We start from the raw sequence: 24,838 nt of genomic DNA on the forward strand, positions 1-24,838 counted from the left end.
CCCCGGCAGTGAGGCCGGGGCGACGGGGTTACTTGATGCGCTGACCGGGCTTGGCGCCGCTGTCAGGGCTCAGCAGGTAGATCTCTTCACCGCCAGGGCCGGCGGCCATGACCATGCCTTCGGAAACGCCGAAGCGCATTTTCCGCGGTTTCAGGTTGGCGATCATCATGGTCAGGCGACCTTCCAGGCTGGCCGGGTCCGGGTAGGCCGGCTTGATCCCGGAGAAGACGTTGCGCTGTTCGTCACCGATGTCCAGGGTCAGGCGCAGCAGCTTGTCGGCGCCCTCCACGGCCTCGGCCTTGACGATCAGGGCGACGCGCAGGTCCACCGCGGCGAAGGTATCGAAATCGATCTCCGGGGACAGCGGGTCCTTGGCCAGTTCGCCGTTGCCGGCTGGCGCCGCAGGGGCCTGGCTGGCGGCGAGATCTTCCTTCGAGGCTTCGACCATGGCTTCGACCTTGGCCATCTCGATGCGAGTCATCAGCGCCTTGAACGGGTTCAGCTTGTGGTTTTCCAGGCGGGTCAGGTGATCGTTCCAGGTCAGAGGGGCGACGTTCAGGAACGCCTCGGCCTCTGCGGCCAGCACCGGCAGGACCGGCTTGAGGAAGATCACCAGCTGGCGGAACAGGTTGATGCCCTGGGCGCAGATGGCCTGGACTTCGTCCTGCTTGCCTTCCTGCTTGTTCAGCGACCACGGCGCCTTGTCGGCGATCCAGGCGTTGGCACGGTCGGCCAGGGCCATGATCTCACGCATGGCGCGGGAGAAATCACGGGCTTCATACGCCTCGGCGATCCCCGGTGCGGCGGCGAGGAAGGCCTCGGTCAGCTCCGGCGCGGCGTCGCCGGCAACCATCACGCCGTCGTTGCCCTTGTGGATGAAGCCGGCGCAGCGGCTGGCGATGTTGACCACCTTGCCGACCAGGTCGGAGTTGACCTTCTGCACGAAGTCCTCGAGGTTCAGGTCGAGGTCGTCGACACCACGGCCGAGCTTGGAGGCGTAGTAGTAACGCAGGTACTCCGGCGACAGATGATCCAGGTAGGTGCGCGCCTTGATGAAGGTTCCGCGGGACTTGGACATTTTCTGGCCGTTGACGGTCAGGTAGCCGTGCACGTTGATCGCGGTCGGCTTGCGGTAGCCGGCGCCCTGGAGCATGGCTGGCCAGAACAGTGCGTGGAAGTTGACGATGTCCTTGCCGATGAAGTGGTACAGCTCGGCGGTGGAATCCTTGTTCCAGAAGGCATCGAAGTCCAGTTCCGGGCGCCGTGCGCAGAGGTTCTTGAAACTGGCCATGTAGCCGATCGGTGCGTCCAGCCAGACGTAGAAATACTTGCCTGGCTCGTCCGGGATCTCGAAGCCGAAATACGGCGCATCGCGGGAAATGTCCCACTCCTGCAGGCCGGAATCCAGCCATTCGGCGAGCTTGTTGGCCACGGCGTCCTGCAGGGTGCCGCTGCGGGTCCACTCCTGGAGCATGGCCTGGAAGTCAGGCAGCTTGAAGAAGAAGTGCTGGGAGTCCTTGAGCACCGGGGTGGCGCCGGAAATCGCCGACTTGGGGTTCTTCAACTCGGTCGGCGCGTAGGTGGCGCCACATTTCTCGCAGTTGTCGCCGTACTGGTCCTCGGCCGCGCATTTCGGGCAGGTGCCCTTGATGAAACGGTCGGCCAGGAACATTTTCTTGTCCGGATCGAAATACTGGGTGACCGAGCGGGTGGCGATGTGGCCGGCGTCGCGCAGTGCCAGGTAGATCTGGCTGGACAGCTCGCGGTTTTCTTCGGCGTGGGTGGAATGGAAATTGTCGAAATCGACGAGGAAATCGGCGAAATCGCCAGCATGTTCCTTCTGCACGCCGTCGATCAGCTGTTCCGGAGTGATGCCTTCCTTTTCCGCGCGCAGCATGATCGCCGAGCCGTGTGCATCGTCAGCGCAGACGTAAATGCACTGGTTGCCACGGTGCTTCTGGAAACGCACCCACATGTCGGTCTGGATGTACTCGAGCATATGGCCAAGGTGGATGGAACCATTGGCATAGGGCAGGGCACTGGTAACGAGGATCTGGCGTGGCTCGGACATGGGGGCTCGGCTACTTAATTCGGCTATCAGGGGAAAAACGGTGATCGGCAACTATAAAGCGCCGGGAAATATATTTCACCCCGTGGGCGTCCCGGGGCGGACACACGGGTTAGCATAGCTGCCTGTTTCGATCAGTCTTTTATCGGGAGTCTCCATGAGCGCCGTCACTCGCGCAGCGGTTGAAGCCGTCCTTCGTCAATACACCGACCCTTACCTGAACCAGGACCCGGTCAGCGCCGGCTGCGTTCGCGCCATCGTGATCGAGGGCGACCGGGTTGGCGTGCTGTTGCAACTGGGCTATGCCGCCGGTCTGTTCAAGAATGGCTGGGCGCAGGTCCTGCAGACCGCCATCGAAGGGCTGGACGGCGTCGGCGCCGCCAAGGTGACCATCGACTGCGTGATCGAGCCGCACAAGGCCCAGGCGCAGATTCCCGGCCTCGCCAATGTGAAGAACATCATCGCCGTGGCCTCCGGCAAGGGCGGCGTGGGCAAATCCACCACCGCTGCCAACCTGGCCCTGGCCCTGGCCCGCGAAGGCGCGCGGGTCGGCATTCTCGACGCGGATATCTACGGCCCGAGCCAGGGGATCATGTTCGGCATCCCCGAGGGCACCCGACCGCAGGTCAAGGAACAGAAGTGGTTCGTGCCGATCAAGGCCCATGGCGTGGAAGTCATGTCCATGGCGTTTCTCACCGATGACAACACGCCGATGGTCTGGCGCGGCCCCATGGTCTCCGGCGCGCTGTTGCAACTGGTGACCCAGACCGCCTGGGACGACCTCGATTACCTGGTGATCGACATGCCGCCAGGTACCGGCGATATCCAGCTGACCCTGGCGCAGAAGGTCCCGGTAGCCGGCTCGGTGATCGTCACCACGCCCCAGGACCTGGCGCTGCTCGACGCCAGGAAAGGCGTGGAGATGTTCCGCAAGGTGAATATCCCGGTGCTGGGCGTCGTCGAGAACATGGCCGTGCATATCTGCTCGAACTGCGGGCACGCCGAGCATCTGTTCGGCGAAGGTGGCGGCGAGAAGCTGGCGGCGCAATACGGGGTCGAGCTGCTGGCCTCGCTGCCGCTGTCGATGCTGATCCGCGAGCAGGCCGACAATGGCAAGCCGACCGCGATTGCCGAGCCCGAGAGCCAGATCGCCATGGTCTACCAGGAGCTGGCCCGCTCGGTGGGCGCGCGGCTGGTGCTGCAAGAGGCGGCGGCGCCGGCGATGCCCAATATCACCATCAGCGACGACTGAGCCTGTTCGGGCTCTATCGCTGGCAAGCCAGCTCCCACACGTGTGGGAGCTGGCTTGCCAGCGGGCCAGTAGTCACACCCTAAAATCCAGGCATAAAAAAACCCGCCGTGAGGCGGGTTTTTTTGAACGCTATGAAAGCGAATCAGCAGAAGTTAGATAACTTCGACTTCTTCAGCTTGCATGCCTTTCTGGCCGCGGGTAGCGACGAAGGAAACCTGCTGGCCTTCTTTCAGGCTCTTGAAGCCGTCAGCCTTGATGGCTTTGAAGTGTACGAACAGGTCGTCACCGGATTGTGGGGTGATGAAGCCGAAGCCTTTCTCATCGTTGAACCACTTGACGGTACCGGTTTGGCGATTGGACATGGTCTGTCTCCTTGGACAAAGTTGATTACGGCTCAGGAACGCCCTGGCCGGGACTGAGTGCAAAAAGACAGAAAATTCATGGATGGGCGATCGAAATCTTGCATCAAGTAGAGATTCTCAGTGACAACGTGCAGCACAGTGGCGGCACCATAACCCTTTTTCCACGAGGTGCCAATGGTCTCGTGGGCCTTTTGCGCAATTCGTGACTGACGGCGCCGTTCGTGGCCTGCCGGGCTCCGTCCGGCAATCGGATGCAGGCTAAATCTTTGAAGCGCGCGCGCGTCCCGGTAAGATGCGCGTCACCTTTTTCACCCCGCTATTTCAGGAACCCCGCCATGAGCATCAAATCGGACAAGTGGATTCGCCGCATGGCGCAGGAACACGGCATGATCGAGCCGTTCGTCGAGCGCCAGGTGCGCAACGACGGCAATGACAAGCTGATCTCCTTCGGTGTCTCCAGCTATGGCTACGATGTGCGCTGCGCCGACGAGTTCAAGGTGTTCACCAACATCAACTCGGCCACCGTCGATCCGAAGAACTTCGACGCCGGCAGCTTCGTCGATATCAAGAGCGATGTCTGCATCATCCCGCCGAACTCCTTCGCCCTGGCCCGTACCGTCGAGTATTTCCGGATTCCACGCAACGTCCTGACCATCTGCCTGGGCAAGAGCACCTATGCGCGCTGCGGCATCATCGTCAACGTCACCCCGCTGGAACCGGAGTGGGAAGGCCATGTGACCCTGGAGTTCTCCAATACCACCACCCTGCCGGCGAAGATCTACGCCAACGAGGGCGTGGCGCAGATGCTTTTCCTCGAATCCGATGAAGAGTGCGAAGTGTCCTACAAAGACCGTGGCGGCAAGTACCAGGGCCAGCGTGGTGTGACCCTGCCCCGTACCTGATCCCAGGCTGTTATCCGACGAACCGGGGGAATTCCCCGGCTTTCGGCACTCCAACGAGGTGAATAGTCTCGTCAGGAGCAGCCAATGAAACTCGACCCGACCATCAGCGCCAAGCTGGCCTTGCTGCAGCCCAACCAGATCGGACTGCTGGCCTGGTCATTGCTCGCCCATCCGCCACTGCAAGCCGGTGGCGTGCCCGGGCAACCCGACCCGGACACCCCGCAACCGCCGCAGCCAGGCGACACGCCGCCCATGGAACCCGGCGAACCGACCCTGCCCGATGAACCGCCTCCCGCCCCGGTAGCCTGAGTTCAGCGCGCCAGCGCCCAGACCTGGCCGTCACCCGCCAGATACAGCCGTGCTGGCGGGCGCAGGTCTACTTCCCAGCCGCCGGTGAACTCGCCGAAGGCTGGCAGCAGGCTGACCTGCTCGTCGATCACGAAGCAGGGCAGGCGCAGTCGCTGCCGCGCCCGGCCGCGCAATATCCATACCGGATGCACGTGGCCGGCCAGCACAGTGTGTGTCGGATGTGCCAGCGGTTCATGCTGCAGGGCGAAGGGACCTACCAACCAAGGTTCATCGACCACCTCCACACCCAGCTCTGGGGGCGGATCGCCAGCATGGCGGTCGTGGTTGCCGCGGATCAGATGGATATGCAATTGCGCATGACGCTCGCGCCACGCCCTAAGCAGGGCGAGGGTTGCCGGTGCGCGCCCGGAGCGGGCATGGATGAAATCGCCCAGGACTATCATTCGTTCACAGGCGTACGCGTCGAGCAGCCCGTCCAGGCGCTCCAGCGTCGCGGCGGTGGTGCCTCGCGGCACCGGTTGGTGCAGCGCGCGATAACTGGCAGCCTTGCCGATATGCACGTCCGCCACCAGCAATGCCTTGCGCGCCGGCCAGTACAAGGCGCGGTCGGCCAGCAGCCACAGGCGTTCGCCACGCAGTTCGATCTCAACGTGAGCGGGCACGGCGCGACCTCCCGTCGGCAGCTTGTTCCAGGTCGGCGACCATGCGCGCGATGCGGTCGGCCAGCTTTTCCGTACTCATGGTCTCGCGCATGCCTTCGACCACCAGGGCAAAGGCCAGTGGGCCGGGGCGCCGCAGGTCGCGCAGGTCCAGGTGCAGTTCGTTCATCTTCAGCAATTGGCGTTGCAGGCGCTCGATCTCCAGCTCCTCGCGCAGCACCTCGTCGCGGGCTTGGCCCAGCAGCAGGTTGCCGGCGTCATGACGGCGGAACACCTCGAAGAACAGCCCGCTGGAGGCCTGGATCTGCCGCGTGCTCTTCTGCGCTGCCGGATATCCGCCGAACACCAGCCCGGAAATCTGCGCGATCTCGCGAAAACGCCGCTGGGCCATTTCTCCGGCATTGAGGCTGGCGAGCACGTCTTCCAGCAGGTTGTCCGGGCTCAGCGCCGAGGGCAGCAGCGCTGCCCAGTCCACGACGGTGGGTGTAAGCAGTTCGAAACCGTAGTCATTCACTGCGATCGATACGCTCAGCGGTGTTTCCTTGCTGGCGCGCCAGGCGATCAGGCTGGCCAGGCCCAGATTGGCCATGCGCCCGGCGAAGGGATACAGAAACAGGTGCCAGCCCTGCCGCGAATGCCAGGTCTCGGCCAGCAGGCTGCCACGTGTAGGCAGCGCCGACCATTCGCGTTGCAGCTCCAGCAGCGGGCGCACCGCCTGCATTTCCGCACCGATGAAGCGCCCATGGGCTGCGGCATCCAGTTGCGCCACCAGGGCGTCGGCCAGCTCGCTGGACAACGGCATGCGCCCGCCATTCCAGCGCGCCAGCGCGGCCTTGCGCGAATTACTGCGGCGAACGTACGCAGTCATGTTCTCCACCCGCACCAGTTCCAGCACCCGGCCGGCGAAGACAAAGGCGTCGTCCGGCCGCAGCCGGGCGATGAAGGCTTCCTCGACGCTGCCCAGGCTGGCACCGCCACCGCCCTTGCTCCAGAACCTGAGCTGGATGCTGGCGTCGCTGACGATGGTGCCGATGCCCATGCGATGGCGTCGGGCCAGGCGCTCGCTGACCACCCGCCAGACGCCGTCCTCGCCGGGCTCGACCCGCTGATAATCGGGATAGGCGCTCAGCGAGCTGCCGCCATGCCGGACGAAATCCAGTGCCCACTGCCATTGGCTGTCGCGCAGGTCGCGAAATGCCCAGGTGCTGCGCACCTCCTCCAGCAACGCCTCGGGGCGAAAGCCGGCGCCCAGTGCCATGCTCACCAGATGCTGGACCAGCACATCCAGGCACAGGCGTGGCGATTGCCGCGCCTCGACCTGCCCGGCCGCCAGGGCCTGGCGCGCCGCCGCGGCTTCCACCAGTTCCAGGCTGTGGGTCGGCACCAGGGTGATCCGCGAAGCCCGTCCCGGAGCATGCCCGGAGCGTCCGGCGCGCTGCATCAGCCGCGCCACGCCCTTCGCCGAGCCAATTTGCAGCACTCGCTCAACCGGCAGGAAATCCACCCCCAGATCGAGGCTGGAGGTGCAGACCACCGCCTTCAGCCCGCCGTCCTTGAGACTGCGCTCGACCCAGTCACGGGTGCTGCGGGCCAGCGAGGCATGGTGCAGGGCGATCAACCCCGCCCATTCCGGCCGTACTTCCAGCAAACCCTGGTACCAGCGCTCGGCCTGGGCGCGGGTATTGGTGAAGACCAGGCAGCTCTGGCAACCGTCGATCTCGCCGGCGACCTGCTGCAACTGGCTCAGGCCCATATGCCCGGCCCAGGGAAAGCGTTCGATCGCCTTGGGCAGTAGGCTGTCCACCAGCAGGCGCTTGTCCTGGCGCCCCTCGACCAGGCGACCGCCCTGGGGCAGCAAGACCTCGAGGGCATGCTGGAGATTGCCCAGGGTTGCCGACAATCCCCACACCACCAGGCCCGGCTGCCAGGTGCGCAGGCGGGCCAGTGCCAGTTGCAGTTGCACGCCGCGCTTGTTGCCGAGCAATTCGTGCCATTCGTCCACGACCACCATGCGCAGGCTGGCGAAGTCGCGTTGCGCCGAGGCCCGGGTCAGGAGCAGCGTCAGGCTTTCCGGGGTGGTGATCAGGGCCGAGGGCAGGCGCCGGGCCTGGCGGGCACGCTCCGCGCTGCCGGTATCGCCGCTGCGTACGCCGACGGTCCAGGGCAGTCCGAGGTCGTCCAGCGGCGCTTGCAGGGCTCGCGCCGTGTCGGCAGCAAGGGCGCGCATCGGTGTGATCCACAGCACCTGCAAGGGCGCGACCGGCGAACCCTGGCCAGCGAAGGCGCGCAGCGCTGCGAGCCATACCGCATAGGTCTTGCCTGCGCCGGTGCTGGCGTGCAGCAGGCCGGATTCGCCACGTCCCACTGCCGCCCAGACCTGCCGCTGAAAGGCGAACGGGGTCCAGTCGCGGTTAGCGAACCAGGCATCGGCGAGGTTAGGAGTGGCGGGCATGGGCGGCTCGGCAAGGGCTATGTTTTCACAGACCATCGGCCGCCCCGGTTGGTTTTATTTCAGGTTGCCGCGCAGGAACTGCTGCAGGCGTTCGCTCTTCGGCTGGCCGAGTACATCCGCCGGGGCGCCTTGCTCCTCGACCAGCCCCTGGTGGAGGAACATGACCTGGCTGGACACCTGGCGGGCAAAGGCCATCTCGTGGGTAACCATGATCATGGTCCGGCCTTCCTCGGCCAGGCCCTGGATCACCTTGAGCACTTCGCCCACCAGTTCCGGGTCGAGCGCCGAGGTGGGCTCGTCGAACAGCAGCACCTCCGGCTCCATCGCCAGGGCGCGGGCGATGGCCACGCGCTGTTGCTGGCCGCCGGAAAGGAAGGCCGGGTACTGGTCGGCCACCCGTGGCGCCAGGCCGACCTTGTCCAGATAGCGCCGCGCCCGTTCCTCGGCTTCCTGCTTGCCGATCCCCAGTACCCGGCGCGGGCCATGCAGATGTTCTCCAGCACGCTGAGGTGGCTCCACAGGTTGAAATGCTGGAACACCATGGCCAGCCGGGTACGCAGCCGTTGCAGCTCGTCGGCATCGGCCACGTGCATGCCATGGCGGTCGTGGACCATGCGGATGTCCTTGCCATCCAGGGTCATGCGCCCGTCGTCGGGTTGTTCGAGGAAATTGATGCAGCGCAGGAAGGTGCTCTTGCCCGAGCCGCTGGCGCCGATCAGGCTGATCACGTCGCCGGTCTTCGCCTTCAGGGACACGCCCTTGAGCACCTTGTGCTCGCCGTAACTCTTGTGCAGCTCTTCGATGGTCAGTTTGTACACAGTGATTCCTCAAGGCGACAGCAGGTAGCCGCTGCGATAGGCCTCGCGGCCAGCGACATGGGCGATGACCATCCCGGCGGTGGCCATGCGTCGCAGCGAGCGGGCATAGAGCAGGCCGGCCTGGGTGTTGCGTACCGGGGTGACCCGGTCGTTGAGGGGGTCGATCACCTCGGCCACCAATTGTCCGGCTTCCAGGTACTGGCCGGGCGTCACGTGGAACACCAGCAGGCCACCCAGTGGCGTCGCCACCGGTTCCACCGCCGCCAGTGGCGTGGCCGGGTAAAGCAGCGGCGGCAGTGGCGCCGGCTCGCCTTCGATAGCGCCGAAGCGGGTCAGGTAGTCGAGAATCGCGGTGCAGTCGGCCTCTGCCAGCGGGTGGCTGACGTCGCCCTGGCCGCGCAACTCGACGGTCACTGAAAAACTGCCCATCGGGATCGGGAACTGCTTGCCGAAGCGTTGCTGCAATTGCCACCAGACCAGGGTGAAGCACTCGTCGAAGGACTGCCCGCCGGAATCGGTAGCCAGCAGGCTGGCCTGCACCCCGAGGTAGCGTGACAGCGGTTCGACCTGGGCCCAGGCTTCCGGCGTGGTGTAGAGGTGTTCCACCGCCTCGAAGTCGCAATGCAGGTCGAGGACCATGTCGGCATCGCAGGCCAGGCGTTGCAGTGTCAGGCGCTGGGATTGCAGCGGCGTGTTGGCCGGATGGGCGTCGAGGCCGCGACGCAGGCATTCGCGAATCAGCTCGATGTTGTGCCGCGGGTCCTGGCTCAGGTGGCCTTCGATCTGGTCGCCGATCTGGTCGCTGAGGTCGACGAAGCGCCGATTGAAGTTCTCGCCGCTTTGCAGTTCGTAGCGTCCCAACGGGACGTCCATCAGCACCTGCTCCAGGCCCACCGGGTTGGCTACCGGGACCAGGACGATCTCCTTGCGCAGCAGGCCGCGCGCCTCAAGCTCGGCCAGGCGTTGCTTAAGGTGCCAGGCCACCAGCATGCCGGGCAGTTCGTCGGCATGCAGCGAGGCCTGGATGTAGATCTTGCCGCCGGCCCGGGGGCCGAAGTGAAAGCTGTGGATCTGCCGGGCGATGCCGGGAACCGGGGCCAGCAGGTCGTGGGTCTTGTGGTGCATGGAAAATCAGTCCTAGTGAGCAGGGCCGAGGAAGGCCAGCCAGCGCCGTTCGGCGAGGCGGAACAGGCCGACCAGGGTAAAGGTGACGCCCAGGTATATCAGCGCCGCGATGCCGAACGACTGGAAGGTCATGAATGTCGCCGAGTTGGCGTCCCGCGCCACCTTCAGGATATCCGGCACGGTCGCGGTAAAGGCCACCGTGGTCGAATGCAGCATCAGGATCACCTCGTTGCTGTAGAACGGCAGCGACCGGCGAAGTGCCGACGGCATGATGATGTAAGCATAGAGTTTCCAACCGTGCAGGCCGTAGGCGCGAGCGGCTTCGATTTCACCATGGTGCATGCTGCGGATCGCCCCGGCGAAGATTTCCGTGGTGTAGGCGCAGGTGTTCAGGGCGAAGGCGAGGATGGTGCAGTTCATCGCGTCGCGAAAAAACGCATCCAGCAGCGGTTGCTCGCGCACTGCGGCGATGCTGTAGATCCCGGTGTAGCAGATCAACAATTGGATATAGAGCGGTGTGCCGCGGAACAGCCAGGTGTAGAACTGCACCGGCCAGCGTATCCACAGCTTGCGTGAAACCCGGGCAATGGATAGCGGGATGGATACGAGGAAGCCGATGGCCAGCGAGGCGCTGAGCAGCCACATGGTCATGGCCAGCCCGGTGATATGGGTGCCGTCGGTATAGAGGAAGGCCCGCCAGTATTCCTGGAGCAGTTCGATCATCGCAGTGCCTCTCGGGTGCCGACGTTATAGCGCCGTTCCAGCCAGCGCAGGATCAGGTTCGAAGCGCTGGTGATGGCCAGGTAGATGAGCGCTGCGACGACCAGGAAGAAGAACAGCTGGTAGGTGCTCTTGCCGGCGTCCTGGGCGGCCTTGACCAGGTCGGCGAGGCCAATGATCGAGACCAGCGCGGTGGCCTTGAGCATCACCATCCAGTTATTGCCGATGCCCGGCAGGGCGAAGCGCATCATTTGCGGGAAGACCACGAAGCGAAAGCGCTGCATGCGCTTGAGGCCATAGGCCGTGGCGGCCTCGACCTGGCCACGTGGCACGGCAAGGATGGCGCCGCGGAATGTCTCGGTGAAATAGGCGCCGTAGATGAAGCCCAGGGTAATGACCCCGGCGGCGAACGGGTCGATCTCGATGTACTCCCATTCCAGGTAGTCGGTGAGGCTGGTGAGCCAGGTTTGCAGGCTGTAGAAGATCAGCAGCATCAGCACCAGGTCCGGCACGCCGCGGATCAACGTGGTGTAGAGCTGGGCCGGCAGGCGCAGCATGCGGATCGGCGACAGCTTGGCGCTGGCGCCGACCAGGCCGATGCCCACCGCCACCAGCAGGGACATGAAGGCCAGTTCCACGGTCATCAGGGTGCCTTGCCAGAGCAGCGGGCCGAAACCTTTCAGACTGAAAGCGGAAAGCCCGAGAAGGGCGAGCAGTTGGTCGAGCATGGAGGCGAACCCCGAGGCAGAAATAAAAGTGCCCACCCTTGTGGGGCGGGCACTGGTTCGGCGGTTACTTGCCGCTGTAGAGGTTCAGGTCACCGAAGTGCTTCTTCTGGATTTCGGCGTAGGTGCCGTCATCGTGTAACGCTTTGATACCTTTGTTCAGGAGTGCCTTCAGCTCGGTGTTACCTTTGCGGATGCCGATGGCGGTCTTGGACGGCAGCAGCTCGCTGTCCACCGGTTTGCTCACTTCATAGCCGGCACCCTTCTCGGACTTGAGGAAGCCCAGCTCGGCTTGCAGCATGTCCTGGATCGAGGCGTCGAGGCGGCCGGAAAGCAGGTCTGCGTAGACCTGGTCCTGGTTCTGGTAGGCCTGGGTCTTGACCCCGGCCTTGTCCAGTACGGCCTTGGCGTAGGCTTCCTGGATGGTGCCTTGCTCGTAGCCGACGGTCTTGCCCTTGAGCGAGGCGATATCGGCGCTCAGCCCGGAACCTTTCTTGTAGACCAGCGCGGTAGGGCCGCTGAATAGTTCATCGGAGAAGTCGATGGCCTTCTCCCGTGCCGGGGTGACGGTCATCGACGAAATCACGCCATCGAACTTGTTGGCCTTCAGACCCGGGATCATGCCGTCGAAATCGCTCTCGACCCATTTGCAGGTGACCTTGAGCTCCTTGCAGATGGCGTTGCCCAGGTCGATATCGAAGCCCACCAGGCTGCCGTCGGCGGCCTTGGACTCGAACGGAGCATAGGAAGGATCGACGCCGAAGCGCAGCTCTTTGTATTCCTTGGCGAAGGTACTGCCGGCAGCCAGACACAGAGCAACAGCGGAAAGCGTCAGCCATGCTTTTTTCATCATGTAGTCCTTGTGAAACGGCGGATATTGGGTATGGCCGTGCACCGTTACCGGTCGCGGCCCGACATCGCAGTGATAGCAATTTCCGCACCATCGTTCCAAAAGTGCTGTCCGGGTTGGGGTTGGGGGATTCAGGGGATGCATGGCGCCGCCCTGTTTTGGCGCTGGGGGTGGAGTGGGAGGCTGTTTGTCGGTGCAGGGGGGCTGGATGCTATGGTGTGGCGGCTGCCCTATCGCCGGCAACGCCGGCTCCCACAGGTCGCGTGCACCACCCTGTGGGAGCCGGCGTTGCCGGCGATAGGGCCATCAGCAGCACCAGATCAAGGACAGGACCCCCGCCAATGAGGCCCACCCCCGACTTCATGCACTGGTGGCTCGAAGCCAATGCCCGCTTCGACGATTGCCACACCCCGGACGAGCTGTTCGAGGAAACCGCGCGCCTGACCCGCGCCCTGGATTTCCAGCGCTTCGCCTGGGGCCGCCGCCGCCCCTTGCCGTTCAGTCAGGCCCGTGGGCAGTTCACCGGCACCTATCCCGCCGCCTGGCTGGCCGACCAGGATCAGTTCCCGCCCCAGGCCTGCTGCTCTGGGACGACCAGGCCGACGCCCCCGGGAGCCTGCGCGACTTCGGCTTCGCCAGCGGAGCCACCTTCACCCAGCGTGGTCGCGACGGTAGCTGGCACATGCTCTGCGTCGCCCGTCAGAAAGGCCCGCTCAAAGCCAGCGAGCTGCTGCCCCTGAAGCTGCACCTGCGCAGCCTGCTGGAACTGCTCGACGAACACCTCGAACGTGTCGAAGGCCGCCCCTGCACCCTCCATCTCAGCGACCGGGAAACCGAGATCCTGCGCTGGATCGCCGATGGCAAATGCTCCAAGGGCATCGCCGCGATCCTCGAGCTGTCCGAGCACACGGTGAACTTCCATATCAAGAGCATCCTGCGCAAGTTCGACTCGCCCAACCGGGTACAGGCAGCGGCGCAGGCGGCCGCGCTCGGGCTGATCTGAGGCTGCCATCGGTCGCCCGGCAACCTGTCGTGCCGGCGAGTGTTTAAAGCGGATGCGCAGGTGCAAAACGCAATTCCGGCCCGATGAAAAAGTGAGCCGACCTGCGCCGTGGCGCCATTCGACGGGACTTTTCCTACACGATTTCACCTGCCTGTTCCGGTAGTTGTCCCCCGCGCCGATGCCCCTAGTGTCTTCGCCGTGCTGTCGAGCGGTGAACGACGCAAGGACAATCCCACCCTTTGTCCGCGTCGCTCGCCCTGGACATTCGGACGGGTTCGAGACAAGCCGGCAGCCTGTCTCCTGGCACTGCACTCCTACAGTGCCAGCCGTCCTGTTTTATTGCTTTCACTCATCGCGGGAGACACCCATGATCCACGACGTTGTTGTGGTCGGCAGCGGTGCTGTCGGCGCGTCCATTGCCTTCGAACTGGCCAGCCGCGGACTCAGCGTCTGCCGGGTCGGCGAGACTGCCCGGCGTACTGCCGCTTCCCGGGCAGCCGGGGCCATGAACGGCTGTTTCGGCGAAGTCACCCGCGGTCTTCTGGCCAGTGACCATGGTCGCCTGAAACTGGCCATGGATATCCAGGCCAAGGGCCTCTGGGCCCATTGGTGCGAACGCCTGGCCCGGGCCAGCGGCAACCCGGCGGGCCTGCTCAGCGCCTGCGGTACCCAGGTGATCCTCAACTCGGCCGGCATGGCCGAGATCGACAGTGTCAACTTCGGCGCTATCGAACAGGCGCTGCGCGACTACCAGACCTTCTACACCCCGGTGCTTCCCGCTGAGCTGGACTGGATCAAGGCCAACGACCTGGTGCGGCCGATGCAGGCCCTGCTGATCCCCGACGAAAACGCCATCGACGCCCATCTGCTTCTGGAAAAACTCGACGCCGCGCTGCTCGGCTGTGGCGGCGAGATCATCGACGGCAATGCCCGTGCGGTCCTCAGCGAAGGCTGGAGCACCACGGGTGTGGCCCTGCACGATGGCCGCCATCTGCCGGCCCGGCATGTGGTGGTTGCCGCCGGCGTGCATTCCCTGGAACTGTTCGACGGCCTGGAGGACATCCGCCGGCATATCCCGCCGCTGTTCGCCGGTTACGGCGTATCCATCCTTCTGCGCCTGCCTGCCGGGCGGCAGGTACCGCAAACGGTAATCCGCACGCCCAACCGCGCCTTCGCCTGCGGCCTGCACTGCGTTCCCCGTGGTGACGACCTGCTCTATATCGGCGCCACCAACATCCTTGCCGAGCAACCGCGCAGCCACGCCCAGGTGTCCGACGTGCAGTTCCTCCTCGATTGCGCCGTCGACCAGCTCAACCTCGACCTGCACGATGCCGCGATAGTCGATATCCAGGTTGGCAACCGTCCGGTCAGTGCCGACGGCTTCCCGCTGATCGGCGCCTGCGACTATGACGGCCTGTGGATGGTCACCGGCACCTATCGCGACGGCCTGCACCAGTCACCGCTGCTGGCCACCTGGATCGCCGACCGTATCGAGGGCCTGGACAACAGCCTCGACCTGTCCCGCTTCACGCCGATCCGCGAACCCCTTGCCGGACTGCCGCGGGACGAGACGGTGGCCGAGACGGTACGGCAGATGTTCGCCACCGGCTACGAGTACCGCTGGAACATCAAGCCCTACTGGATGCCGCTGCTGGACCAGGGCATGAGCGAAAACTACACGCGCCTGATCACCTCGCTGCACCCGCGTTTCACCCCGCCACCGGAACTGGTGGCCTTCTCCTGGCTGTACCACTCGATGTACCAGCGTCTGGCCGCCTACTACGAGGCCTGGTCATGATCCTTTGCGCGTTCGAACATCATCAGTCCCTGGCCCTGCGCGAGTTGAGCGAGGCGGGCCTGTGGGACCCGCAGGGCGATCTGCAGGCCATCACCGACAAGCATTTCAAGGGCGGCCGCGCCCTCGACCCGCAGCGCCTGGAAGCCTTTCGCGACGATATCGCCGAGCGCTGCGCACGCATCCCGCTGGGGCATATCCTCGGTTACGCCGATTTCGGCGGGCGCCGCCTGCTGGTCGGCAGCGGCACCTTCGTGCCGCGCCGGCAGAGCCTGGCCATGGTCCGCTGGATCGAGCTCAACCTGGCCTTGACCTGCGCTTCCACGGTCTATGACCTGTGCGCCGGTGTCGGCGCCATCGGCCTGGCCATCTGGGCCGCGACCGCTGCCCGGACCGTCTGTGTCGATAACGACAGCACCGCCAGGACCTATCTGCAACGCAACATCCGTCGCCTCGATGCGCAGCGGGAAGTCAGCGTGCTGGCGGCCGATATCACCCGCCCGGAGGCCTTCGCCACGGCTCGTGGTCGTGTCGACGTGGTGGTGAGCAATCCGCCTTATGTGCCGCCTGGCACCGAACTGCTGCCGGAATGGGGCGAGCATCATCCGCCGGGCACCATTTATGCCCGCCGCCAGGGCGCCGAGCTGATCGTCGCCAGTGCCGTCTGTGCCGCCGGCCTGTTGCGTGCCGGCGGGGTCGTGCTGATCGAGCACGGCGAAACCCAGTCCCGAGAGGTCGCTGCTGCCCTGGAGCGCCATGGTTTCCAGGCCATCCACCATTGCCGTGACGACGACTTCAGCGACGCGACGGGAGCTTCCGTTTTCACCGTAGGGAGAGCGCCATGAACGACCATGACCCGCTGCCGGCCGGCAGCGAAGAAAACTGGATGAACATTCGTCGCCAGCGCACCAGCGATGCACTCGACAGTGCCGCGGCCGACGGCCTGACCGGCTTCGAGGTGATTGCGCGCAATGGCAAGCAACTGACCCTGCTGGACGGCAGCATTTGCACCGAATTCGTCTCCTGTTCCTACCTGGGGCTGGAGAACCATCCGGCCCTGATCCTGGCTGCCCAGGTTGCGCTGGAGCGCTTCGGCGTGCACCTGTCCGCTAGCCGTTCGGCGATGAGCCCGCTGTATTTGCGCCAGTTGGAGCACCTGCTCGGCGAAATCTATGGCGGTTGCAGCGTTACCGTGTTCAGTTCCACCAGCAATGCCCACCTTGGCGTACTGCCCCTGCTCGGTAGCGGATGCATGGACGGCTACCTGGTCCGCGAGCGCGGGGTAATGTGGCTGGTGGACCGCACCGCCCATGCCTCGATGCAGGCGCTGCGTGGCCTGCTTGCCCAGTTCGGGCCGGTGCGCCGGGTCGACAGCGCCGACACCGATGGCCTCGAAGAAGCCTTGGTGCACTGCGAACGCGAGCGCCTGACCCCGGTCATGCTCATCGACGGCGTCGGCTCGATGTCCGGCCTGCTGCCGGTGGCCGAACTTAGCGAGCGGCTGCAGCGCCACCACGGCTACCTCTACGTCGACGACGCCCACGGTATTTCCATCAGCGGTTGCTATGGTGCCGGCTACGCCTTCGAGAGTCTCGGACATCGACTGCCGGGCAACACTTTGATCGCCGGCTCGCTTAGCAAGGCCTTCGGTGGCGCCGGCGGCTTCATCGTACTCAAGCGCGGGGCGAATGCTGGGCAGTTGCGCGCCCTGGCTAATCCGCTTGTGTTCGGGCACAGCATCCCGGTACCGCTGCAGGCGGTGAATGTCGCCGCCGCGCAGATACACCTGTCATCGGAAATCCGTACCTTGCAGCAGGTGCTGTGGAGCAATGTGCAACGCCTCGACGACCAGGTCGGGCCAACCCTGCTCAATGCCCGACTGCGTGCGCCGATCCGGGGTGCGATGTTCGACGACGAGCGCCAGGGCATCCTTGCCGCCAATGCCTTGCGAGCCTCGGGAATGGTGGCGTTCCCGGTGTTCTATCCGATCGTCGAGACCGGTCGTGCACTGCTGCGTTGCGCGGTGTCGGCGGCTCACAGCAGCGAGCAGATCGATAGCCTGGCCCGCCAGCTCAACCTGCAGCTCAACCTGCAGACCGGCCGGGCCAGTAGCCAGCACTGAAACGCGGAGGAACGCCCATGTCCCTGGATACTTGCGATGGCCATGGCCATGGCCATGGCCATGGCCATGGCAATGGCAATGCCAGCGCCGAGCTGCAGCCCTATCGCAAACAACTTGACCGGATCAACGAACTGCTGGTGGACTTGCTCGCCGAGCGCATGCAGGTCTGCCGGCTTATCGCCAGGGTCAAGTCGGCCCGCGGCATCGCGATAATGCAGCCGCTGCGCGTGAACTCGACGCTCGATCAGGTTCGCGCCCTGTCCGGTCCGCGTAAGTTGCGCCCCGAGTACCTGGATGGTTTGTTCCGACTGATCATCGAGGAAACCTGCGACGAGGAGCGGCGGGTCATGGCCGTGCTCGAAGCGTCGCCGGAGGGGCGTGAACCATGCGCACGCTGATCATCGACAACTTCGACTCCTTCACCAACAACATCGCCCAGTACCTCTATGAGGTCTGTGGCGAACAGCCGGTGGTGCTGCCCAATACCTGCAGTTTCGAGCAACTCGACCTGGCCCGCTTCGACGCCGTGGTGCTGTCGCCCGGGCCGGGGCACCCGACCCGCGAAGCGGACTTCGGGGTGTGTCGCGAAGTGCTGGAGAGGGCGCGTATTCCCTTGCTGGGTGTGTGCCTCGGGCACCAGGGCATCAACTGCTACTTTGGCGGCAAGGTCGAGCACGCGCCGCAGCCGGTGCATGGCTACCGCACGCGCATCCGCCATACCGGGCAGGGCCTGTTCGCGGGGCTTGTCCAGGATTTCGAAGTGGTGCGCTACCACTCGCTGGTCTGTACCCGGGTGCCGGAGTGCCTGGAGGTCAGCGCCCGTTCCGATTGTGGCCTGGTCATGGGCCTGGCCCATCGCGAGCGACCGATCTGGGGTGTGCAGTTCCATCCCGAGTCCATCGACTCCGAGCATGGCCGGCAGATCCTGCGCAATTTCGCGGGCATGGTGACAGCGGGCCGTGCCCACCGTCGCGAGGCTGATATCGTCAGGGCCCTGCAAGAGGCGGGCGGTCCGCAGCGCCTGGCGTTCGATTTCCAGCCGCTGGCGCGGGTGCCGGAACCACTGGACGCCTTCGCCAGCCAGTTCGGCGAACAGGGCGCGGCGTTCTGGCTCGACAGCGAACTGGCTGACCGCGGCCAGGCCCGCTACTCGTTGATGGGCGCCTGCGACCCGGCCTCGGCCCTGGTGTTCGGCTATGACGTGGAGAACCGTCAACTGAGCATTCAGGGCCCGCACGGGCGAAGCCTGCTGCGGGGCGACTTCTTCGAGTTGATGGGGCAGGTCATGGCCCGGTTGCGCCAGCCCGATCGACCCCAGGCGCCCTTTCCCTTCACCGGTGGGCTGGTGGGTTACCTGGGCTACGAACTCAAGGCCTTGACCGGTTCCGACAACATCCATGTCTCCGAGCTGCCGGACGCACTCTTGTATCTGCCGCGCAACCTGCTGGTGTTCGACCATCTGCGCAACAAGGCCTGGCTCTGTTATCTCTGGGGGGAACGCCTCGCCCTGAAACCGCCGGGCAAGACCAGCCGGGCGCGCATTCCGCAGTTCTTTCCGGGCCCGGTGTGCGAATCGTCCCTGGGGCTGGCCGACTGCGCCGCCACCTACCAGGAGAAGGTCGACCGCTGCCTGCGTGAAATCTTTGACGGCGAGTCCTACGAGATCTGCCTGACCAACCGCGCACGCATGCCTTGTGATGACGCGCCGCTCAAGGCCTACCAACGCATGCGGGCGATCAGCCCGGTGCCCTACGGGGCCTTCATCGATACCGGTGACTTCGCCATCCTCAGTGCCTCGCCGGAAACCTTCCTGCGTATCGACAGCAGCGGGCGCATCGTTTCAAGGCCGATCAAGGGCACCCGGCCGCGGGGCTGCAATACCGAGATCGACCAGTCGCTGCGCCAGGAGCTGGCCGACTCGGCCAAGGATCGCGCGGAAAACCTGATGATCGTCGATCTGGTCCGGCACGACCTCAACGGCATCTGCGTACCCGGTTCGGTCAAGGTACCGCGGGCTTTCGCCATCGAGAGCTACTCGTCGGTGCATCAACTGGTGTCCACCGTCGAAGGCCAGTTGCGCGCAGGTATCGCGCCGTTCGCGGCCATTCGCGCCTGCTTTCCCGGAGGCTCCATGACCGGTGCGCCGAAACGCCGGACCATGCAGATTATCGATCGCCTGGAGTCCTCGGCGCGCGGCGTGTATTCCGGTGCCCTGGGCTGGATCGGCATGGACGGCTACACCGACCTGAGCATTGTCATCCGCACCGCCGTGCTCAAGGATGGCACCGCCAGCTTCGGTATCGGCGGCGCCATAGTCGCCGCCTCGGACCCGGCCGAAGAAATGCGCGAGACGCTGGTAAAGGCGAGCGTGCCGTTCCACAGCCTCAGGAGGTGAACCTTGGACAACTATCTGGTCGTCGGTGGAGCCGGCATCGTCGGACGCTTTATTGCCGGGCTGCTGGCCGATGCCGGCCATGCACCACTGATCATCGACCGGGAGCCTGCCGGACGCGCCTTCGACCAGCGGGTGATGGACGCCCTCGACCTGCCGGAGCAGGCGCCCGAACTGCTCGAGGCCACCACTGCCCTGGTCCTGGCCCTGCCCGAGGAGGTCGCCTTGCAGGTGCTGGAGCGCTGTGGGGGGCGATGCCGGCGCTGCGCCTGCTGGTCAATACCTGTTCGGTGCAGCAACCGTTCCAGGAATGTGCCGCAAGGTTGCTGCCGGGTGTGCCGTCGCTGGGGATCAACCCGATGTTCTCGCCGACCCTGGATTGCCGCGGCCGCCCGGTGGTGTTGTGCGAACGCGAACCCGGCGCGGCCGGGGCGCGCTTCGCCACCTTGCTCACCGCGCAGGGCATGCGCGTGCGGCATCTGGGCCCGAGGAACATGACCGGACCATGGCGGTGTGCCAGACCCTGCCCCATGCGGCGGTCATGGCCTTTGCCTTTGCCCTGCAACGCAGCGAGTGTGATCCCGGGCTGCTGGCCGAACTGGCTCCGCCGCCGATGCAGGCGTTGCTCGCGCTGGCCGCGCGCATCCTGCACAACCCGCCGCAGACCTACTGGGATATCCAGCGTCACAACCGCCATGGCGCCCGTCAGCGCGAGCACCTCGCCGGCGGGCTGGATCTGCTGCACCAGTTTTGCCGCCAGGACTCGGCGGATGCCTTCGCCGCCGAGCTTGAGGCGGTGCGCCATTGGTTCGGTCCGGGGGCCGCCGGATACAGCCGTACCTGCACGCGGCTTTTCAATCTGTTGAACCTGTACCAGGGAGAGTTACCCGATGCACGAAGCGTCAAGCCCTCTGTTCTCGATGATGCGGGATCGCGCCAAGGGAGCGGCACTGCTGGTGATCATGCTGCCGGTCCTGCTGGTGACCATCGATAACACCATCCTCAACTTTGCCCTGCCACGGATTGCAGCAGACCTGAACCCTGGCGCCGCTGCGCAATTGTGGATGATCGACGCCTATTCGCTGGTGCTGGCCGGGTTGCTGGTCACCATGGGCAGCAGTGGTGACCGGCTGGGCCACCGGCGCCTGCTGTTCATCGGCTGCGGCGGTTTCGCCGTGGTTTCCTTGCTGCTGGCGCTGTCCCAGCAGTCTTGGCAACTGATCGCGGGTCGGGCGCTGCTTGGCGTCTTTGGAGCGATGATCCTGCCAGCGACCCTGGCCCTGATCAGCAGCGCCTTTCCCGAGCGTGAAGAACGGCGGGTCGCCGTGGCAGTCTGGGCCACCTGCCTGACCCTCGGCTCGGCGCTGGGGCCGCTGCTGGGCGGAGTGCTATTGCAGTTCTTCGGCTGGCCCTCGGTGTTTCTGGTGGCCTTGCCGTTCCTGTTGCCGGTATTGCTGCTGGCACCCTCGATCAAGGAGACCGAGCGGCAGGCCGGGGGCGCCATCGACCTGGCCAGCATCCTGCTCAGCCTCGCTGCCATGACCGGGATCATGCTCGGCCTCAAGCATGCCGCGGCCACGGGCCTCGATGCCCAGGCGGTGCTCTGCCTGCTCGCAGGCGCGGCCTGGGGGCTGCTGTTCGTGCGCCGGCAACTGCGACTGGACCAGCCGCTGCTCGACCTGCGGCTGTTTCGCCGACCGGCGTTCAGCGTGTCGATCCTGGTCAACCTGGTCAGCCTCGGCTTGCTGATCGGTTTCATCTTTTTTGCTACCCAGTTGCTGCAACTGGTGTTCGGCTTGTCGCCGCTGGCGGCCTGCCTGGTGCTGGTGCCGGGGCAGGCGCTGGCGATCATGGCCGGGATGGCGGTGGTGCCGGTCGCGCAGCGGGTGGTGCCGAATCGCCTGATTGCCTTGTGCCTGCTTGGCGCGGCGGCGGCCTTTGCGCTGATGGCGCTGGTGGAGGCCACGGTGCTGAGCCTGGGCATTGCCTTCCTTTTGCTGAACGTCAGCGTGGCGGCGATCACCAGTGTGTCCAATGACCTGGTGCTGGGCAGCGTGCCGGCGGACCGCGCAGGGAGTGCTTCGTCGGTGAGCGAGACGGCGTATGAGGTCGGGGTGGTGCTGGGGACCACCTTGATTGGCGGGGCGGTGGCAGCGGTGTATCGGCTGTCGCTGGTGGTGCCTGATGGGGTTTCTGCGGCAACGCTGGCCGAGGCTTATGCCGTGGACGGGCTGGCGCCGGCGGCGGGGCTGGCGTTCCGGGAAGGGGTGATGGTGACCAGCGGGGTGGTGGCGGTGGTGGTCGTGGCCTTTGCGTTGGTGGTGATGCGGGGATTGCGGGTCAGGTAAGGGGTGTTGTCGATGCTCATGGCCTCATCGCTGGCAAGCCAGCTCCCACAGGTTCACCGCTGCCCTCAAGAATGGTGCAGAACCTTGTGGGAGCTGGCTTGCCAGCGATTAGGCCATCAGCACCACCACAAGACCCGGGTCAACTGAGCAACCCCTGCAACGTCGCCAGGTCATCCGCTTCCTCCACCGGCTTGTCCTGCCGCCAGCGCAGCATCCGCGGGAAGCGTACTGCAATCCCGCTCTTGTGCCGTTTCGACAGGGCAATGCCTTCGAAGGCCAGTTCGAAGACCATGCTCGGCGTCACGCTGCGTACCGGGCCGAAGGTTTCGATGGTGGTCTTGCGGATCAGCGCATCGACGCTGCGCATTTCGGCATCGCTCAGCCCGGAGTAGGCCTTGGCAAAGGGCACCAGGCTGCGTTCCGGCGAGCCCGCCGGCGCATCCCAGACGGCAAAGGTGTAGTCGCTGTACAGGCTGGCGCGCCGGCCATGTCCGCGCTGCGCATAGATCAGCACCGCGTCCACGGTGAAGGGATCGATCTTCCACTTCCACCACACGCCCATGTCCTTGGTCCGTCCCACGCCGTAGAGCGATTCCCGGGCCTTGAGCATCAGCCCCTCGACCCCCAGGCTACGTGATGTTTCGCGTTGTCGGGCCAGATCATTCCAGTCACTGGCGGTCAGTACCGGCGACAGTTGCAATACCGATGCCGCGCAATTGCCGACCACCTGTTCCAGTTGTTGGCGCCGCTGGTACTGCGGCCGGTTGCGCCAGTCCTCGCCCTGCCACTCCAGCAGGTCGTAGGCCAGCAAGGCCACCGGTGCATCGGCCAGCAGTTTCTTGCCCAGGGTTTTGCGTCCGATACGCTGCTGCAACAGGGCGAAGGGCTGTACGGCGATGGCATCGGTGCGCGTGTCGGGCTTCCACACCACGATCTCGCCGTCGAGCACCGTGCCGTCCGCCAGGCAGGTGGCGATGGCATGGAGTTCGGGAAAGCGCTCGGTGACCAGTTCCTCGCCGCGCGACCAGATCCACAGTTGCCCGTCGCGCTTGACCAGTTGCGCGCGAATACCGTCCCACTTCCATTCCGCTTGCCAGTCGCCGACCGGGCCGAGCAGGGCGTCGAACTGCTCCACCGGCTGTTGCAGGGCATGGGCCAGGAAGAACGGGTAGGGCTGGCCACCGCGCTGCGCATGTTCCTCGGCGCTGGGCGGGGCGATCAGGGCCAGGTAGCCCTCGGGTGTGGGGCTGTGGCGCAGGTCGGTATAGCCGACCAGGCGTTGGGCAACCTGCTTGGCATCCAGGTCGGCCAGTTGTGCCAGGGCACGGGTCACCAGCAGTTTCGACACGCCCACCCGGAAGCTGCCGGTGATCAGTTTCATGCACACCAGCAGGCTGTTGCGGTCCAGTTGCGCCCACAGGGGCGGCAGGCGTTCGGCCAGGTCATTGGGCGCCAGGCCACGCAGGGGCAGCAGTTGTTCCTCGACCCAGTACGCCAGCCCGGCATCGCTGCTGTGCTCGCTCTCCGGCAGCAGCAGGGAGAAGGTCTCGGCCAGGTCACCCACCGCCTGGTAGCTCTCTTCGAACAACCACTCGGGCAGGTCCGACAGGCGCACGGCCAGCTCGCGCAGCAGGCGGGTCGGCACCAGCTGCCGAGGGCGTCCCCCGGAAAGGAAGTACACCGCCCAGGCGGCATCCTCGGCCGGGGCCTGGGTGAAGTAGTCCTGCAACGCTTGCAGCTTGGCGTTGCTGGAGGTCGTGGCGTCGAGGCGCAGGTACAGCTCGGCGAAGGCCTTCATGCTTCGGCCTCGCCACTGGTGCTGGCATCGTCTTCCTCACCGTACTCGGTGACGAAGCCCCGGGCATCGAGGCCTTGCTCCTTGAGGTAGCGCACCAGCACCTGCACCGAACCGTGGGTGACCATCACCCGCTCGGCGCCGGTCTGCCCGATGGCCCAGAGCAGGCCGGGCCAGTCGGCATGGTCCGAAAGCACGAAGCCGCGATCCACCCCGCGCCGCCGCCGCGTGCCGCGCAAGCGCATCCAGCCGCTGGCGAAGGCATCGCTGTAGTCGCCGAAGCGGCGCATCCAGCTGCTTCCGCCGGCGGACGGCGGGGCGATGATCAGGGCCTGGCGCAGCAACGGGTCGTTGCGTGGGATATCGCCGGCATAGCGGGTTTCCGGGATGTACACCCCGGCCTCGCGGTAGACGCGGTTCAGCGGCTCCACCGCGCCATGTGCGAGGATCGGGCCAATACTGGCGTCGATCCCGTGAAGAATGCGCTGGGCTTTGCCGAACGCGTAGGAAAACAGCACGCTGGCCTTGCCCTTGGCCTGGTTGTCGCGCCACCAGGCGTTGATCTGCTCGAAGATCTCCTGCTGGGGTTGCCAGCGGTAGATGGGCAGGCCGAAGGTGGATTCGGTGATGAAGGTATGGCAGCGCACCGGCTCGAACGGCGCGCAGGTGCCGTCGGGCTCGACCTTGTAGTCGCCCGACGCGACCCAGACCTCGCCCTGGTATTCCAGGCGCACCTGGGCCGAGCCGAGGACATGGCCGGCAGGGTGGAAGCTGAGGGTGACGCCATGGTGCAGCAGCGTCTGGCCGTAGGGCAGGGTCTGCAGGTTGATGTCTGCGCCGAGCCGGCTACGCAGGATGCCGGCACCGGGTTCGGCGCAGAGGTAATGCTGGTTGCCGGGGCGGGAATGGTCGCCGTGGCCATGGGTGATGACCGCGCGGTCTACCGGGCGCCAGGGGTCGATGTAGAAGTCGCCGGGTGGGCAGTAGAGGCCTTCGGGGCGGGCGATGACAAGGTCCATGGGCGTGGGGCCGGAGTGGGTGGGCTTGTATCGATAGAGCGGTGACCGGCTTGGGAAGTTCTTTGTTTTTGAGGGCCTATCGCTGCGGTGCGGCGATCCGACAAGCCAGCTCCCACAGACGC

At 65.2% G+C, this 24,838-nt stretch carries 24 protein-coding genes and 1 pseudogene; 13 read left to right on the forward strand and 12 right to left on the reverse strand.

Annotated elements, in window-relative coordinates; genetic code table 11:
• Positions 1-28 precede the first annotated feature (28 nt).
• A complete protein-coding gene (metG, locus tag CSV86_RS02240; RefSeq protein WP_009396494.1) occupies positions 29-2,071 on the reverse strand; it encodes a methionine--tRNA ligase in 2,043 nt (680 codons plus the stop codon).
• A 154-nt stretch (positions 2,072-2,225) separates the two neighbouring features.
• On the opposite strand from metG, the gene apbC reads away from it, so the two are divergent.
• On the forward strand, positions 2,226-3,320 hold the full coding sequence (gene apbC, locus CSV86_RS02245) for an iron-sulfur cluster carrier protein ApbC (RefSeq protein ID WP_009396492.1): 1,095 nt from the start codon (positions 2,226-2,228) through the stop codon (positions 3,318-3,320).
• Positions 3,321-3,472: 152 nt separating this feature from the next.
• Here the strand turns inward: apbC and CSV86_RS02250 are convergent, their stop codons facing one another.
• Positions 3,473-3,682 (reverse strand): cold-shock protein, encoded by a 210-nt coding sequence (locus tag CSV86_RS02250; RefSeq protein WP_009396490.1) that lies wholly within the window; start codon positions 3,680-3,682, stop codon positions 3,473-3,475.
• Between the two features lie 335 nt (positions 3,683-4,017).
• Between CSV86_RS02250 and dcd the strand changes: the two genes are divergently transcribed.
• Both dcd and CSV86_RS02260 read left to right on the forward strand, forming a co-directional pair.
• On the forward strand, positions 4,018-4,584 hold the full coding sequence (gene dcd / locus CSV86_RS02255) for a dCTP deaminase (protein ID WP_009396478.1): 567 nt from the start codon (positions 4,018-4,020) through the stop codon (positions 4,582-4,584).
• Positions 4,585-4,668: 84 nt separating this feature from the next.
• Positions 4,669-4,893, forward strand: a complete 225-nt coding sequence (locus tag CSV86_RS02260; protein WP_009396477.1) for a hypothetical protein — start codon at positions 4,669-4,671, stop codon at positions 4,891-4,893.
• 2 nt (positions 4,894-4,895) lie between these two features.
• Here the strand turns inward: CSV86_RS02260 and pdeM are convergent, their stop codons facing one another.
• The 8 genes and pseudogenes from pdeM to CSV86_RS02295 all read right to left on the reverse strand — a co-directional run bounded on the left by pdeM (position 4,896) and on the right by CSV86_RS02295 (position 12,242).
• Positions 4,896-5,555: a ligase-associated DNA damage response endonuclease PdeM gene (gene pdeM, locus CSV86_RS02265; RefSeq protein ID WP_009396476.1), complete on the reverse strand. Its 660-nt coding sequence runs from the start codon at positions 5,553-5,555 to the stop codon at positions 4,896-4,898.
• Complete coding sequence (locus CSV86_RS02270) at positions 5,539-8,004, reverse strand: ligase-associated DNA damage response DEXH box helicase (RefSeq protein WP_009396473.1); 2,466 nt, start codon at positions 8,002-8,004, stop codon at positions 5,539-5,541. Before CSV86_RS02270 ends, pdeM begins: the two co-directional genes overlap by 17 nt.
• Positions 8,005-8,058: 54 nt before the next feature.
• Positions 8,059-8,316, reverse strand: coding sequence for an ATP-binding cassette domain-containing protein (locus CSV86_RS33210; protein ID WP_376699758.1), 258 nt, complete (start codon positions 8,314-8,316; stop codon positions 8,059-8,061).
• A 33-nt stretch (positions 8,317-8,349) separates the two neighbouring features.
• Positions 8,350-8,822 (reverse strand): annotated as a pseudogene (locus CSV86_RS33215) (ATP-binding cassette domain-containing protein); the annotation flags it as partial.
• Between the two features lie 9 nt (positions 8,823-8,831).
• Positions 8,832-9,947 (reverse strand): succinylglutamate desuccinylase/aspartoacylase family protein, encoded by a 1,116-nt coding sequence (locus tag CSV86_RS02280; protein WP_009396470.1) that lies wholly within the window; start codon positions 9,945-9,947, stop codon positions 8,832-8,834.
• Positions 9,948-9,959: 12 nt separating this feature from the next.
• Complete coding sequence (locus CSV86_RS02285; RefSeq protein ID WP_009396469.1) at positions 9,960-10,670, reverse strand: ABC transporter permease; 711 nt, start codon at positions 10,668-10,670, stop codon at positions 9,960-9,962.
• Positions 10,667-11,395 carry an ABC transporter permease gene (locus CSV86_RS02290; protein WP_009396468.1) on the reverse strand — a complete coding sequence of 243 codons (729 nt, stop codon included), beginning with the start codon at positions 11,393-11,395 and terminating at the stop codon, positions 10,667-10,669. Before CSV86_RS02290 ends, CSV86_RS02285 begins: the two co-directional genes overlap by 4 nt.
• A 64-nt stretch (positions 11,396-11,459) precedes the next feature.
• Positions 11,460-12,242 carry a transporter substrate-binding domain-containing protein gene (locus CSV86_RS02295; protein ID WP_009396467.1) on the reverse strand — a complete coding sequence of 261 codons (783 nt, stop codon included), beginning with the start codon at positions 12,240-12,242 and terminating at the stop codon, positions 11,460-11,462.
• Positions 12,243-12,583: 341 nt separating this feature from the next.
• On the opposite strand from CSV86_RS02295, the gene CSV86_RS02300 reads away from it, so the two are divergent.
• From CSV86_RS02300 to CSV86_RS02345, 10 genes are all read left to right on the forward strand, one after another.
• Positions 12,584-12,982: an autoinducer binding domain-containing protein gene (locus CSV86_RS02300; protein WP_170394316.1), complete on the forward strand. Its 399-nt coding sequence runs from the start codon at positions 12,584-12,586 to the stop codon at positions 12,980-12,982.
• Positions 12,925-13,245 carry a LuxR family transcriptional regulator gene (locus tag CSV86_RS02305; RefSeq protein ID WP_170394318.1) on the forward strand — a complete coding sequence of 107 codons (321 nt, stop codon included), beginning with the start codon at positions 12,925-12,927 and terminating at the stop codon, positions 13,243-13,245. Before CSV86_RS02300 ends, CSV86_RS02305 begins: the two co-directional genes overlap by 58 nt.
• Positions 13,246-13,612: 367 nt before the next feature.
• Positions 13,613-15,043, forward strand: coding sequence for an NAD(P)/FAD-dependent oxidoreductase (locus CSV86_RS02310; RefSeq protein ID WP_009394426.1), 1,431 nt, complete (start codon positions 13,613-13,615; stop codon positions 15,041-15,043).
• Positions 15,040-15,885: a N5-glutamine methyltransferase family protein gene (locus tag CSV86_RS02315; RefSeq protein ID WP_009394427.1), complete on the forward strand. Its 846-nt coding sequence runs from the start codon at positions 15,040-15,042 to the stop codon at positions 15,883-15,885. Before CSV86_RS02310 ends, CSV86_RS02315 begins: the two co-directional genes overlap by 4 nt.
• Positions 15,882-17,162 (forward strand): aminotransferase class I/II-fold pyridoxal phosphate-dependent enzyme, encoded by a 1,281-nt coding sequence (locus CSV86_RS02320; RefSeq protein WP_009394428.1) that lies wholly within the window; start codon positions 15,882-15,884, stop codon positions 17,160-17,162. The genes CSV86_RS02315 and CSV86_RS02320 overlap by 4 nt, the downstream gene beginning before the upstream one ends.
• Before the next feature lie 17 nt (positions 17,163-17,179).
• Complete coding sequence (locus tag CSV86_RS02325; RefSeq protein WP_009394429.1) at positions 17,180-17,560, forward strand: chorismate mutase; 381 nt, start codon at positions 17,180-17,182, stop codon at positions 17,558-17,560.
• Entirely contained in the window at positions 17,548-19,557 is a 2,010-nt protein-coding gene (gene pabB / locus CSV86_RS02330; RefSeq protein WP_009394430.1) for an aminodeoxychorismate synthase component I, read from the forward strand. The genes CSV86_RS02325 and pabB overlap by 13 nt, the downstream gene beginning before the upstream one ends.
• 3 nt (positions 19,558-19,560) lie before the next feature.
• Positions 19,561-20,052, forward strand: coding sequence for a hypothetical protein (locus tag CSV86_RS02335; protein ID WP_170394320.1), 492 nt, complete (start codon positions 19,561-19,563; stop codon positions 20,050-20,052).
• A 7-nt stretch (positions 20,053-20,059) separates the two neighbouring features.
• The gene (locus CSV86_RS02340) at positions 20,060-20,548 is read left to right on the forward strand and encodes a prephenate dehydrogenase dimerization domain-containing protein (RefSeq protein ID WP_170394322.1); all 489 of its coding nucleotides are present in this window, start codon (positions 20,060-20,062) and stop codon (positions 20,546-20,548) included.
• On the forward strand, positions 20,445-21,902 hold the full coding sequence (locus tag CSV86_RS02345) for an MFS transporter (protein WP_100228073.1): 1,458 nt from the start codon (positions 20,445-20,447) through the stop codon (positions 21,900-21,902). The genes CSV86_RS02340 and CSV86_RS02345 overlap by 104 nt, the downstream gene beginning before the upstream one ends.
• Before the next feature lie 139 nt (positions 21,903-22,041).
• Here the strand turns inward: CSV86_RS02345 and CSV86_RS02350 are convergent, their stop codons facing one another.
• Together CSV86_RS02350 and CSV86_RS02355 are read right to left on the reverse strand one after the other, a co-directional pair.
• Positions 22,042-23,700: an ATP-dependent DNA ligase gene (locus CSV86_RS02350; protein WP_009394435.1), complete on the reverse strand. Its 1,659-nt coding sequence runs from the start codon at positions 23,698-23,700 to the stop codon at positions 22,042-22,044.
• Entirely contained in the window at positions 23,697-24,716 is a 1,020-nt protein-coding gene (locus tag CSV86_RS02355; protein ID WP_009394436.1) for a ligase-associated DNA damage response exonuclease, read from the reverse strand. The genes CSV86_RS02350 and CSV86_RS02355 overlap by 4 nt, the downstream gene beginning before the upstream one ends.
• Positions 24,717-24,838: the final 122 nt, after the last annotated feature.

This window comes from Pseudomonas bharatica CSV86 (genome assembly GCF_000319305.2).
Lineage (GTDB): Bacteria > Pseudomonadota > Gammaproteobacteria > Pseudomonadales > Pseudomonadaceae > Aquipseudomonas > Aquipseudomonas bharatica.